Raw genomic sequence first — 14,677 nt, forward strand, 5'->3', positions numbered from 1 at the left:
TGGCGGGACGGCGACTTCAATGGAGATCCCGATGTGCGGCCGGAGTACCGGCTTCTAGTGATTTTGCGAGTCGTTGCCGGGGTTCACTGGTCGGAGTGGCATTCGGCGCGATGAGGGGGTCAACAGATCGTGAGTACCGCGGACGACGTCAGCACCGTATGGGTCCGTCGTTATCATCCGGTAGTGGGGGCGGGTAAGCGCCTGGTGTGCTTTCCGCACGCGGGTGGGTCGGCGAGTTTCTTTCGTCCGGTCTCGGCCAGGTTCTCGCCGGGTGCCGATGTGGTGGCGATCCAGTATCCCGGGCGGCAGGATCGGTTGCGGGAGCCGTGTATCACCGACATCGGCGTCCTGGCGGATCGGATCGTCGATGAGCTGATCACGTTGTCGGAGAAGCCGACGGTCTTCTTCGGGCACAGTATGGGGTCGGTGATCGGTTTTGAGGTGGCCTGCCGGCTTGAGCGCAAGGGTGTCGGCGCGCCGCACACGTTGATCGCCTCGGGGCGTCGCGGGCCGTCCACTGTGCGGGATGAGTCGGTGCATCGGCGTGATGACGATGGCATCATCGCCGAGCTCAAGCTGCTGAACGGTACGGATGCCGGGTTGCTCGGTGATGAGGAGATCCTGCGGATGGCGTTGCCCGCGCTGCGGGGTGATTATCGTGCGATCGAGACCTACCGTGGGGATCCGGAGCAGAGCATGGGTGGTTCGATCACCGTGCTGACCGGGGATGCCGATCCGAGGACGACGGTCGAGGAGGCGGAGGTCTGGAGCCGGCACACCTCGGGGCGTTTCCGTATGAGGGTGTTTTCCGGGGGTCATTTCTTCCTCACCCGGCATCAGCGGGCGGTGAACGAGGAGATCGCCCTGGAACTCGGGGCGTAGCGCGAGACATGCGACACGGCCGACCTCAAGCCGCCGACGTCGCGGCTTGAGCAGACCGGCCGGATCTTCAACGGAGCCTTCTCCGTCTCGACCCGGGAGAGCCTGGCTCAGGAGGCGATCGCCACGCCGGTGAACGTGCTGCGGCACCGGCACCGGTCGCGGATGCGGGAGGGCGCCGGCGGCGACCCGGTGCTCCTGACGCGGCCGGCCCCTGGATCGAGGGAACCGTCCTCGACGTGAACGTTCCCGTGCGGGGACCGACGGCGCCGTGATCGGCGGCCACAGCCTACGTGAGGGTGGATGACGGATGAACGAGCCTGTCGTGAAGGCGCCGGAGGCGACTGTGGCGGCCGCCGCACCGGAGGGCACCATCGCACCTCTGGCATGGGGTCCCGTGTCGGTCATCGCCGGAGCGGTCGCGGTGCTGCTGCTGGTGACGAGCGGCCGATACGGCTACTTCGCCGATGAGCTGTACTTCGTTGCGGCCGGCGGGCATCTGAACTGGGGTTACGCCGATCAGCCGCCGTTGCTGCCGCTGATCGCACACGTGATGGACACGCTCTTTCCCGGATCCCTTGTCGCGCTGCGACTTCCGGCGACGGTGCTCACGGCGTTGGGGGTCGTCGTCGCCACCCAGATCGCCAGGGAACTGGGCGGCCGGCGCCGGGCGCAGGTGATGACCGCCGCGGTGTCCGCCATCGGCATGGTCGTCAACGGTCACCTCCTGGCCACGAACGCCTTCGACGCGTTCCTGTGGGCGGTGGTCTCATGGCTGGTGGTCCGCTGGGTTCGGTTGCGGGAGGAGGGGCGGCAGGACGACCGCCCGCTGCTGTGGGCGGGCGTCGCCACGGCCGTCGCCCTGCAGGTCAAGTTCCTGATCCCGGTGCTGTGGCTGGCGCTGGGAGCCGCCGCGCTCGCGGTGGGACCACGGGACCTGCTGCGCAGGCCGCTGCTGTGGGCCGGTGCCGCGATCACCCTGCTGACGATGCTCCCCGGGCTGGCCTGGCAGGCCGGCAACGGATGGCCGCAGTTCGAGATGGTCCAGACGGTGTCCGCGGAGGGGAGCCTGAACGGCGGCCGCGCGTCGTTCCTCCCGCTCGTGCTCGTCCAGCCCGGTCTGCTGATCGGGGCCGTGCTGGCCTGGTACGGCCTGTGGCGGCTCCTGCGGTCCACACTGCTTGGGCCCTACCGGTTCTACGGCGTGGCCGCCGTCGCGGTGATCCTGATCTTCTGGCTGGCCGGTGGCCGGTGGTACTACGTGACCGGGCTGTTCCCGGTGCTGTGGTCCGTGGCCGCGGTCGAACTGCAGCGGCGCCGGCCGGCGCGCTGGTGGCGTTGGGTGCCCACCTGGCCGGTCTTCGCGCTGTCGGTGCTGCCGGCCCTCTACTGGCTACCGGTCCTGCCCGGGGCCTGGGTGCAACAGCCCAGGGCCGGCGAGAACCTCGGGGTCAATATCATCACGATCGGCCAGTTCGGCTGGCCGGAGTTCACCGACACGGTCGGCCGGGCGTACCGGACACTGCCGCCGGACGAACGGCGGAACGCCGTAGTGATCACCAGCGTCTACTGGCAGGCCGCCGCCATCGAGTTCTACGGCGGCGAGCGGGGGCTGCCGAAGCCGTACAGCGGCAGCCGTGGCTACTGGTACTTCGGCATGCCCCCCCAGGGGGCCGGCACGGTGCTGTACGTCGGCGATGAGGGCGAGCGGCTGCGAACGTACTTCGGCGACGTACAGCAGGTGGCCACCGTGGACACCGGCCTTGGCCTGGAAGCCGGCACGCCCATCTGGCGGTGCCGTGATCCGCGGGCCTCGTGGCCGGAGCTGTGGCCGGAGTTCCGGCGGACGGCCATCTGAAGCGACTGGCGGGTAGAGCGGAGGCGTACTGACCGGGGACGCGAGAGGGTCCGACCGGTCAGGCCGCCGAAGGGTCACATGCGCCGCGTGGCCTGACCCGTCAGGTAGAACTCGCGTACCTTCCCGATCACCCGGTCCTGGTCGGACTCGGTCAGCCCGGGGTCGGTGGGCAGATAGAGACCGTCGGCCGCGAAGCGGGCGGCGTTCAGCGCCGGCCAGTCGGGGTTGAAGTACATCGGCTGGCGGCTCATGGGCTGGAAGAACGGCCGGGTCTCGATCCCCGCGTCGGTCAGGAACTCCCGCAGCTCCTCCCGCCGCTCCGCCCGGATGTCGTACATCCACAGGACGTCGCGGGGCGGCATGACGGTGATCCCGTCGATGCCGTCGAGCCCGCTGTCGTAGTGGTTCTCGATCCGCTTGCGGATGGCGAGTATCTCGTCGATCTGCTCCAGCTGGGCCAGGGCGACCGCGGCCTGCATGTTGGTCATGCGGAAGTTGTAGGCCAGCTTCTTGTGGATGAAGTCGTGTTCCTTACTGAAGGCCATGCTGCGCAGGTGGGCCATCTGCTGGGCGAGCTGCTCGCTGTTCGTGACGCAGACACCCCCCTCACCGGCAGTGATGATCTTGTTGGCGAACAGCGAGAAGCACGCGATGTCACCCACCGGGCGCACACCGTGCGCCTCCGCCGAATCCTCCACCACTCTCAGGTTGTACTCGTGCGCGAGCTTCATGATCGCGTCCATGTCACACCGCCGGCCGTAGACGTGCACCGGCATGATGACCTTGGTACGAGGGGTGATCCGAGACTCGATCAGCGAGACGTCGATGTTGAGGTCGTCGGCGCAGTCCACGAACACCGGCACCGCGCCGGTGTAGGTGACCGCCCACGCGGTGGCGACCATGGTGAACTCGGGCACCAGGACCTCGTCGCCGGGGCCGACTCCGAGCGCCCGCAGCGCGAGGGTGAGAGCGGTCGTGCCCGAGGAGCACGCGACGCCGTACGCGACGCCGTTGTACTGGGCGAACTCCTCCTCGAAGCGCCTGACGAAGGGGCCCTGCGAGGATATCCAGCCGGAGCGGACGGCCTCGGTGAGGTACTCCAGTTCCCGTCCTGCGAGGTACGGCTTTGACACCTGATATTCGAACGTCATGGAGTTCCTCACTCATCAGCCAGCCGGCTCGTCGGCACGGGGTGACAAGAGGCGCTCGGAAAGTCCCGCCTTCCCCGCCGCGCCGCGACGCGGGACCCTCCGGACACGCGCCGGGTCAACTACAGAAGAACCCGGGCGGCACTCGTGAAAACACTAGGATCCGCGCGCCACGGGGCACGAGACCGGGTCGGCTCAGGTCATCGTGGCGAACAGGGCCGGGGGCGTGGCCGGTGGGACGCCTGGCCTGGTGAGGCACCGGAGGCGACTCCTTCCGCGTCGCCGGGTCACAATCACGCGCGCGCCGTCTTTTCACACCGTCTTTTTCGCGCTGCCTGACCTGCGGCGCCGCACAACTAGTGAAACGCGCAGCGTGCGCTCGGCATAGTTCGTGCTGGCCGTGAGGCCACGAGCCGGATGTGGCGATTCGAGCGCCCGCCCTTGCCGGGCGGTGGATCGAGTTTCCGCATGTCGGCATTACGACGTGTATGGGGAGCGGCGCGTGAATCGATCCGAGTTCATGCCTGGCCATGACTCCGGCACGGATGACGATCGCATCGCGATCGTCGGAGTGTCCTGCCGGTTGCCCTCCGCGCCAGGTCCGGCGGAGTTCTGGCGGCTACTGCGCGACGGCGTGAGCGCCGTGTCCACGGTGCCGCCCGGCCGCTGGAGCGCGGATACGGAGTTCGGTTCCGGCGCGCACGGCGCGTTCCTGGACGGGATCGACCGGTTCGACGCCGGGTTCTTCGCGATCTCACCCCGTGAGGCCCGCGCGATGGATCCCCAGCAACGGCTGATGCTGGAGCTCGGCTGGGAGGCTCTGGAGAACGCGCGTATCGCGCCCGCTCCCCTCCGCGGCACCGATGTCGGCGTGTTCATCGGTGCGATGGCCGACGATTACGCGTTGCTGAGCCGCCAGAGCGGCGCGGCGGGAATCGGCCATCACTCGCTCACGGGCGTCAACCGCAGCATCCTCGCCAACCGGGTGTCGCACTTCCTCGCTCTGACCGGCCCGAGCATGGCCGTGGACACGGGCCAGTCGTCATCGCTGGTGGCGGTGCACCTCGCCTGTGAGAGCATCCGCAGTGGCGAGTCCAGCATGGCCCTCGCGGGTGGGGTCCAGCTCAACCTCGCCGCGGAGAGCGCCCTGGCGGCCGCGGAGCTCGGCGCGCTCTCCCCGGACGGCAGGTGCTTCACCTTCGACGCGCGGGCGAACGGTTACGTCCGCGGCGAGGGCGGCGCCGTCGTCCTTCTCAAGCCGCTGTCGCGTGCCCTCGCGGACGGCGACCACGTGTACTGCGTCATCGCAGGCAGCGCGGTCAACAACGACGGTTCCGGTGAGGCGCTCACCACCCCGAGCTCCCGGGCACAGGAACGGGTGCTGCGGTCGGCATATCGGCGCGCAGGCGTGGACCCGGCGAGCGTCGGCTACGTCGAGCTGCACGGCACCGGCACCAGGGTGGGCGATCCCATCGAGGCCACCGCGCTCGGCGCGGTGCACGGCGCGGGCCGCTCGGACGCGCCGCTGTGGGTGGGATCGGCCAAGACCAACGTCGGCCATCTGGAGGGCGCCGCCGGCATCGTCGGGCTGCTCAAGACCGTGCTGGCCATCGAGCACCGGCTGCTGCCGCCGAGCCTGAACTTCGAGCGGCCGAACCCCGCGATCCGCTTCGACGAGTGGAACCTGCGTGTGGTGGGGGCTCCGACGCCGTGGCCGGTGAGCCACGGTGATGGCGACGGTGACGACCGGATCGTCGCGGGTGTCTCGTCGTTCGGCATCGGCGGCACCAACTGCCATGTCGTGCTGACCTCCGCCCCGGAGCGCACCCGCCCTGTCCCGGTGACCGGGGGTGGGGTCGCCGTACCCGAGGGCATCGAGGAACGGCCCGAGCCGGAGACGTCGTCACCGGTGTCCTGGCCGCTGTCCGGCCACACCGAGAGCGCGCTGCGGGCACAGGCGGCCCGGCTCGCCCGCCACGTCAGGGAACGGGAGGACCTCTCGACCGGCGACGTGGCCTTCTCGCTGGCGACGACGCGGGCCGGCCTGCGCCATCGAGCGGTCGTCATCGGGGACGGACGCGAGCAACTGCTCCACGGGCTGGACGCGCTGTCGGAAGGGCGCTTCGCGTCAGGGCTGGTGCGCGGCAGGACCGACGTCGATCCCAGCTCCGGCGGCGTGCTCTCCGACCGGGTGGAGCGCCTCGATCAGATGCGGCTGGTCTTCGGGCTCGGTCAGCACACCACGCCGCTGGCCCGCGTATGGCAACGCCCCGGCCAGCAGGTCTTCGTCTTTCCCGGCCAGGGATCGCAGTGGGCCGGGATGGGGGCGGAGCTGCTCGACTCGTCGCCGGCCTTCGCCGCAGCCATGGCGGAATGCGAGGCGGCGCTGGCGCCGTTCGTCGACTGGTCGCTGACGGGCGTCGTGCGGGGGGAACCCGGCAGCCCGCCCAGGGAACGCGCCGACGTGATCCAGCCGGTGCTGTGGGCGATCATGGTCTCCCTGGCGGCGCTGTGGCGGTCGTATGGCGTGGAACCGGCCGCGGTGGTGGGCCACTCGCAGGGGGAGGTCGCCGCCGCGTGTGTCGCGGGCGCGCTGTCGCTGGAGGACGGCGCCTGGCTGGTGACCGCCAGATCGAAGCTGATCACCGAGGTCCTCTCCGGCAGAAGCGGCATGGTCTCGGTGGGACTCCCTCCGGAGGTCGTGGCGGACCGGCTGGCACGCTGGGCGGGCCGCCTGTCCATCGGCGCCGTGAACAGCCCGTCCTCCGTGGTGGTGTCCGGGGACAACGAGGCGCTGGCCGAGATGATGGCCGAGTGGGCGGACACGGTGCAGATGGGCCGGGTCAACATCGACTACGCCTCGCACTCCTCCGTCGTCGAGCAGATCGAGGAGCGCCTGGCACCGCTGCTGGCGTCGATCCGGCCGCGCAGCTCGGAGATCCCCTTCTACTCGACGGTGACCGGCGCCCCGCTGGACACGGCGGAGCTCGACGGTGACTACTGGTACCGCAACCTGCGCCGGCCGGTCGACTTCCAGGGCGCGGTCGAGCGGCTGCTGGCCGACGGGTTCGGGCTCTTCATCGAGGTGAGCCCGAACCCGGTACTGGTCGGCAGTATCCAGGAGAGCGCGCGGATCGCCGGCCGCCCGGCGGTGGCCGTCTGCACCCTCCAGAGGCACAACGCCGGGATCTCCCGCGTGATGACCTCGATCGCCGAGCTCTACACGAACGGGGTGGAGGTCGGCTGGGAGAGGTTCCTTCCCGCCGCGTCCCGAGTCGAGTTGCCGACGTACGCATTCCAGCGTGTCCGCCACTGGCTGGAGGGGGCCGGCCCGGAACGAGAGCGGGAGGAAGCGGGATCGCGGGCGCGGGCAGGATCGGCACCGGCGGCCGATGGGAGACCGGACAGGCCGGACGGGCCGGACGGGCCGGACGCCGTTCGGCGGCCCGGCTCCGGCAGCCCGCTGGACCTGGTCCGCGACGCGTGCGCGGCGGTTCTCGGGACGTACGATCCCGATGGGATCGATCTCGGCCTGCCCTTCAAGGAGCTCGGTTTCGACTCCGCGATGCTCGTCGAGCTCACCACCCGGCTTGATTCGGCCGCCGGGCCGGCGCTGACCGCCACCGCTCTCTTCGATCACCCCACGCCGGCGAGACTCGCCGCCTTCCTGGGGTCCACAGCCGCCGCCGGTTCCGGACCCCTGCCCCCGGAACCGGTGGTCTCTCCTCCGACGGCCGACGAGCCCATCGCGATCATCGGGATGGCCTGTCGCTACCCGGGCGGGATCGACTCCCCGGAAAGCCTGTGGCGGCTGGTCGACGCCGGTGTGGACGCCGTGTCGGCGCTGCCCGCCGACCGTGGCTGGCGGATGGGTGCCCTCGCCGCGGACCATCCCGGAGGCTTCCTCCACGGCGCGGGAGACTTCGACGCCGCGTTCTTCGGGATCTCGCCGCGTGAGGCGCTGGCGATGGATCCGCAGCAGCGGCTGGCGCTGGAGGTGACCTGGGAGGCGGTGGAGCGGGCCGGGATCCCGCCGTCGTCGCTGGGCGGCACCCGGACCGGCGTGTATCTCGGCGCGATGGCGCAGGACTACGGTGCCCGGATGCACGAGGCGTCCGGTGACGCCGAGGGGTACACGCTGACGGGCACCTCGCCCAGTGTCCTGTCCGGCCGGGTGGCGTACACCCTGGGGCTGGAGGGTCCCGCGATCACGGTGGACACCGCGTGCTCGTCGTCGCTGGTCGGCCTGCATCTGGCCGCGCAGGGGCTGCGGTCGGGGGAGTGCTCGCTGGCGCTGGCGGGCGGGGTCACCGTCATGTCGACGCCGGGCATCTTCCTGGAGTTCGCCAAGCAGGGCGGTCTCTCCCCGGACGGGCGGTGCAAGGCGTTCGCCGACGCGGCCGACGGCACGGGATGGGCCGAGGGCGTGGGCGTGCTGGTGCTGGAACGGCTTTCCGACGCCCGGCGCAACGGCCACCGGGTGCTCGCCGTGCTCCGCGGATCGGCCGTCAACTCCGACGGCGCCTCCAACGGCCTGACCGCTCCCAGCGGCGTCTCCCAGCAGCGGGTGATCCGGCAGGCCCTGGCCGGCGCCGGGCTCTCCCCCTCGGACGTGGACGTGGTGGAGGCGCACGGTACGGGCACCAGGCTGGGTGACCCGATCGAGATCCAGGCCCTGCTGGCGACGTACGGGCAGGATCGGGACCGGCCGCTGCTGCTCGGGTCGATCAAGTCGAACATCGGTCACACCCAGGCGGCCGCGGGTGTCGCGGGCGTGATCAAGATGGTGATGGCCATGCGGCAGGGGATCGTGCCGCGGACGTTGCACGTCAACGCCCCCACGTCGCATGTGGACTGGTCGGCCGGCGCGGTCGGGCTGGTGACCGAGCGCGCCGGATGGCCGGAGACCGGACGGCCCCGCCGGGCCGGTGTGTCGTCGTTCGGGATCAGCGGCACCAACGCGCACGTGATCGTCGAGCAGCCGTCCGAACAGGCCGAGCCCTCCGAGCCCGCTACGACGCCGGGTGCGGCGCCCGTCGTGGTGCCCTGGGTGGTCTCCGGTAAGACCGAGGCCGCGCTCGATGCTCAGATCGATCGGCTGACGTCCTTCGTGGCCGAGACCGGGGCGGATCCGGCCGATGTCGGCTACTCGCTGGTCAGAGCCCGCTCGGAGTTCGCCCACCGGGCGGTGCTGCTGGCAGGCGGTGACGGCGCGGCCGAGGTGGCACGTGGCGTCGCCGGCGCGCCCGGTTCGCTGGCGGTGCTGTTCGCGGGACAGGGCGCGCAGCGGATCGGGATGGGCCGCGAGCTCGCCGCCCGGTTCCCGGTCTTCGCCCGCGCGCTGGACGAGGTGTTCGCGCGGCTGGCCGACAGGCTGGAGAGGTCGCCGGGTGAGGTGATGTTCGGCACGGACGCCGGGCCGCTGGACCGCACCGAGTTCGCCCAGCCGGCGCTTTTCGCGATCGAGGTGGCGCTCTTCCGCCTGGTCGAGTCCTGGGGCGTGACACCGGATGTTCTGGTGGGGCACTCGATCGGCGAGATCGCCGCCGCGCATGTGGCCGGTGTGCTGTCGCTGGACGATGCCTGCGCGCTGGTCGCGGCCCGGGGCCGGCTGATGCAGCGCCTGCCCGAGGGCGGGGCGATGGTGTCGGTCCAGGCCGGCCGGGCGCAGGTCGAGCCGGTGCTGGAGGACGGGGTCGTCATCGCCGCGGTGAACGGCCCGTCGTCCGTCGTGATCGCCGGAACCGAGGACGCCGTCCTGCGTGTCGCCGCGCGCTTCGACAGGACCATCCGGCTGCGGGTGAGTCACGCGTTCCACTCGCCGCTGATGGAGCCGATGCTGGCGGAGTTCCGGCAGATCGCCGAGGGGCTGACCTTCCACGAGCCGAGGACGGCGATCGTCTCCACCGTGACCGGCGAGAGGGTCGACGCCGCCTACCTGTGCTCGGCGCAGTACTGGGTGGATCACGTCGTGCGTCCGGTGCGTTTCGCGGAGGCGATCCGTGCCGCCGGGGCGGCGGGGGCCAAGGTGTTCCTGGAACTCGGTCCGGATGGCGGGTTGTCGGCGCTCGTTCACCAGAACCTCTCGACTCGCCAGGACTCGGACGAGCCGGTGGTCGCCTTCCCCGTTCTGCGTAAGGACCGCGGCGAGGAGGCCGCGGCGCTGGCGGCGGCCGCCCGGCTGTACGTGCACGGGATGGCGGTGCGGTGGCCGGAGCTGTTCTCCGCCACGGCGGCTCGCCGGGTGGACCTGCCGACGTATGCCTTCCAGCGGGAGCGGTACTGGTCCGAACCTGCGGCGACCGTAGGCGATGTCACCTCCGCCGGGCTGGACCGGCCGCGGCACCCGCTGCTCGGCGCGGCCGTGGAGCTGCCCGACACCGGTGGATTCCTGTTCACCGCTCTGGTCTCGACGGCGGCGCATCCATGGTTGTGCGACCACGTGGTGGCCGGACAGGTGCTGTTTCCCGGCACGGCCTTCGTCGAGCTGGCCGTGCGGGCGGGCGCCGAGGTCGGTTGCGGCCTGGTGGAGGAGCTCACGCTCACCGCGCCGCTCGTGCTGCCCGAGCGGGGTGGTGTCCAGTTGCAGGTGGCGCTCGGCGCCGCCACCGACGGCGGTGGCCGGACGATCGGCGTGTACTCCCGGCCGGCGGACGAGCCGGACGCACCGTGGGTTCGGCACGCCACCGGTGTGCTCACCCCCGGCGTGCCGGGCGTCCCCGACCCCGGCATGGACGAGTGGCCGCGCGCGGACGCCGTCGCGGTGGACCTCGACGGCTTCTACGAGCGGCGGGCGCGGGTGGGCTTCTCCTACGGCCCCGCGTTCCAGGGGGTGCGCGCCGCCTGGCGTACCGGCAGGGAGGTGTTCGCCGAGGTCGCCCTGCCCGAGGACCTCGCGGCCGACGCGGGCTCGTACGGGCTGCACCCGGCCCTGCTCGACGCCGCGCTGCACGTGGCGTCCCTCGCCGGGCTCGACGAGGCGGGCGGTGGACTGCTGCCGTTCGCCTGGAGCGGAGTGTCCCTGCACGCCTCCGGCGCCTCAAGGCTCCGGGTCCGGGTGAACGGGGCCGGTACGGACGCGATCACGCTGGTCGTGGCCGATGCCCAGGGCGGCCTGGTCGCCTCGGTGCGCTCCCTCGCGCTCCGGCCGAATGATCCGCAGCGTACGGCGCGCACCGGCGGTGGGCCGCTGCTGCGACTGGACTGGCCGCTCGCACCGGAATCCGGGAGCGGGGATCGTCCGGCCAGGCGCTGGTCGGTGCGCGGCTCCGACGAATGTGGTCTGGTCGCCGCCCTGCGCGCGGCCGGGCAGGTGGCGGACCTGACGGGTGAGCCGGACCCGGCCGCGGACGTGACGCTCATGCCGGTCTCGGTGCCGGCCGGGGACGACGTTCCGGCCGCCGTGCGGTCGGTGACCTCGGCGGTCCTGGCCCGGCTGCGGGAGAGCGGGCGCGACGAGCACGCCGACGGCCCGGTGATCTTCGTGACCCGCGGGGCGGTGGCCACCGATGCCGAGACCGTGCCCGACCCCGTCGCGGCGGCGGTCTGGGGCCTGGTGCGCTCGGCACAGGCGGAGAACCCGGGACGGTTCGTCCTGCTTGATGTTGATGTCGAGCGGGTGAGCGGTGAGACGCTGGTCGCGGCGCTCGATTCCGCGGAGCCGCAGATCGCGATACGCGATGGCCTGCCCCGGGTGCCGCGGCTCATCGGAGTCGACGATGGAGTCGACGATGACCGTGCTGCCTCGCCGGCGCCGACCACCTTCCGGGATACCGATGGCACCGTGCTCGTCACCGGCGGTCTGGGCGGGATCGGCGCGCTCGTCGCCCGCCACCTGGTGACCGAGCACGGCGTACGTCACCTGATGCTGGTCGGCCGTCGCGGCCCGGACACCGAGGGCGCCGCGGAACTGGTGGCGGAGCTGACCGCCCAGGGCGCCGAGGTCACGGCCGTCGCCTGTGACGTGTCCGACCGCGATGCCCTGGCCGAGCTGATCGCCGCAATCGCCCCGCGGCACCCGCTCACCGGGGTGGTGCACGCCGCCGGCGTGCTCGACGACGGGCCGGTCGGCGCGCTGACACCCGAGCGGATCGACGCCGTGCTGCGGCCGAAGGCGGACGGCGCCTGGCACCTGCACGAGCTCACCCGCGACCTCGACCTGACCGCGTTCGTGGTGTTCTCCTCGGTGTTCGCGACGCTCGGCAACGGCGGCCAGGCGAGCTACACCGCGGCCAACGCCTTCCTCGACGCCCTGGTACGGCAGCGCGCCGCTCAGGGGCGGGCGGGCCTGTCGATCGGGTGGGGGCCGTGGCAGCAGGACGCCGGGATGACCAGCGCCCTCACCGAGACCGACATGCGGCGCATGGCCCGGGCCGGGCTGCGACCACTGGCCGCCGAGCAGGGACTCGCCTTCCTCGACGCCGCCATGACGAGCCGGGAGCCGGTGGTGGTGGCGGCGCGGCTGGACCGGGCCGCACTACGGGCACAAAGCCGCATCCCGGCGCTCTTCCGCGCTCTGGTGCCCGCCCCCATGCGACAGGCGGCCGCCACCTCCGCCACCTCCGGCGCACTGGGTGCCTTGTCGGGAGAGGCACTCGGCGAGGCGGTGTCCACGCTGGTGCTCGGGCAGGTGGCCGCCGTGCTGGGGCATGCCTCGGCGAACGCGATCTCACCGGACATGACCTTCCAGGACCTCGGCCTCGACTCCCTCACCTCCGTGGAACTGCGTAACCGGCTGATCGAGGCGACCGGTATCCGGCTGCCCGCCACGCTGGTGTTCGATCAGCCCACCCCGGTGGCGGTGACCGGTTTCATCCGCGGGCAACTCGACGGCGCCGAGACGACCTCCGCGCCGCCCCTGCCCGTGCCCGTCGCGGCCCCGCTCGGCGGGGACCCGATCGTCATCGTCGGCATGGCCTGCCGGTATCCGGGCGGCGTCACCTCTCCGCAACAGCTGTGGGAGCTGGTCACCGAGGGCAGGGACGCCATCTCGGACTTCCCGGCCGACCGAGGCTGGGAGCTTTCGGAGGCGTCCTTCGCCCGTGCGGGCGGCTTTCTGTACGACGCGGCCGAGTTCGACCCGCGCTTCTTCGGGATCTCGCCGCGCGAGGCGCTGGCGACCGACGTCCAGCAGCGGCTGCTGCTGGAGACCTCCTGGGAGGCCGTCGAACGGGCGGGCATCGACCCGCTCACCCTCAAGGGCAGCCCGACCGGCGTCTTCGCCGGGATGATGTACCACGACTACCCGTCGACGGGAGACGGGGCGGCGGAGGAGTTGCGGGGGATCGTGGTCAACGGGACCACGGGCAGCGTGACCTCCGGCCGGGTGTCGTACACCCTCGGCTTGGAGGGGCCGGCGGTGACGGTGGACACCGCGTGCTCGTCGTCACTGGTGGCGCTGCATCTGGCGGCGCAGGCGCTGCGCTCGGGCGAGTGCTCGCTGGCGCTGGCCGGTGGGGTGACGGTGATGTCCACCCCGAACACCTTCATCGACTTCTCCCGCCAGGGCGGCCTGAGCTCTGACGGGCGGTGCAAGGCGTTCTCCGAGTCCGCCGACGGGGTCGGCTGGTCGGAGGGTGTGGGTGTGCTGGTGCTGGAGCGGCTGTCGGACGCGCGCCGCAACGGCCACCAGGTGCTGGCGGTGGTGCGCGGGTCTGCGGTCAACCAGGACGGGGCGTCCAATGGGTTGACCGCGCCGAACGGTCCGTCGCAGCAGCGGGTGATCCGCCAGGCGCTGGCCGGGGCGGGTCTGTCGGCGTCGGATGTCGATGTGGTGGAGGGTCACGGGACCGGGACGACGCTGGGTGACCCGATCGAGGCCCAAGCGCTGCTGGCGACGTATGGGCAGGAGCGGCCGGAGGATCGGCCGGTGCTGCTGGGGTCGATCAAGTCGAACATCGGTCACACGCAGGCGGCCGCGGGTGTGGCGGGTGTGATCAAGATGGTCATGGCGATGCGCGAGGGCGTGGTGCCGCAGTCGTTGCATGTGGACGAGCCGTCCTCGCATGTGGACTGGGCCTCGGGGGCGGTGGAGCTGCTGACCGAGCCGATGGAGTGGCCGGAGACGAGCCGTCCGCGTCGGGCTGCGGTGTCGTCGTTCGGGATCAGCGGCACCAACGCCCACGTGATCTTGGAGCAGCCTCCGGCGCCGGTGGAGGCCGGGGTCGGCGAGGCTGATGGCGAGTCTGGTGGTAGCGCGATTTCGTGGGTGGTGTCGGGGCGGAGTGAGGTGGCGTTGCGGGCGCAGGCGGCCCGGTTGCTGTCGCATGTGGAGGGTTCGCCTGGTCTGGGGTTGGCCGAGGTGGGGGTGTCGCTGGCCACGACGCGGTCGGCGTTCGAGCGTCGTGCGGTGGTGGTGGGTGCTGAGCGTGCGGAGTTGGTGCGGGGCCTGGCCGCGGTGGCCGAGGGTGCGCCGGCCGCCGGTGTGGTGACCGGTTCGGCGCGGGGTGCGGCCAAGGTCGCGTTCCTGTTCACCGGTCAGGGCAGCCAGCGGGTGGGGATGGGCCGGGAGTTGTATGACCGGTTCCCGGTGTTCGCTGATGCGTTGGACGCAGTGATCGCGGAGCTGGACCCGTTGCTGGGCGGGTCGCTGCGGGAGGTGCTGTTCGCCGAGCCGGGGTCGGCCGAGGCGGGGTCGCTGGATCAGACCGGGTGGGCGCAGCCGGCCCTGTTCGCGGTGGAGACGGCGCTGTTTCGGCTGGTGTCCTCGTGGGGAGTGCGGCCGAATGTGCTGGCCGGTCATTCGATCGGGGAGATCACCGCGGCGCATGTGGCCGGGGTGTTGTCCCTGAAG

General features: G+C 71.6%; 4 protein-coding genes. 3 read left to right on the forward strand and 1 reads right to left on the reverse strand.

Annotated features, from left to right (window positions below; genetic code table 11):
- The first annotated feature begins 183 nt into the window (after positions 1-183).
- Both ABT061_RS46390 and ABT061_RS46395 read left to right on the forward strand, forming a co-directional pair.
- Entirely contained in the window at positions 184-882 is a 699-nt protein-coding gene (locus tag ABT061_RS46390; protein WP_350930102.1) for a thioesterase II family protein, read from the forward strand.
- A gap of 307 nt (positions 883-1,189) precedes the next feature.
- Positions 1,190-2,737 (forward strand): glycosyltransferase family 39 protein, encoded by a 1,548-nt coding sequence (locus ABT061_RS46395; RefSeq protein WP_350930103.1) that lies wholly within the window; start codon positions 1,190-1,192, stop codon positions 2,735-2,737.
- Positions 2,738-2,811: 74 nt separating this feature from the next.
- Here ABT061_RS46395 and ABT061_RS46400 read toward each other — a convergent pair whose 3' ends face one another.
- The gene (locus ABT061_RS46400) at positions 2,812-3,888 is read right to left on the reverse strand and encodes a DegT/DnrJ/EryC1/StrS family aminotransferase (protein ID WP_350930104.1); all 1,077 of its coding nucleotides are present in this window, start codon (positions 3,886-3,888) and stop codon (positions 2,812-2,814) included.
- A 517-nt stretch (positions 3,889-4,405) separates the two neighbouring features.
- Between ABT061_RS46400 and ABT061_RS46405 the strand changes: the two genes are divergently transcribed.
- The coding region (locus tag ABT061_RS46405; RefSeq protein WP_502991634.1) for a type I polyketide synthase at positions 4,406-14,677 on the forward strand (10,272 nt) is incomplete at its 3' end.

Origin of the sequence: Streptosporangium sp. NPDC002544 (genome assembly GCF_040295965.1) — a bacterium.
In the GTDB taxonomy this organism is placed as follows: Bacteria; Actinomycetota; Actinomycetes; order Streptosporangiales; family Streptosporangiaceae; genus Streptosporangium.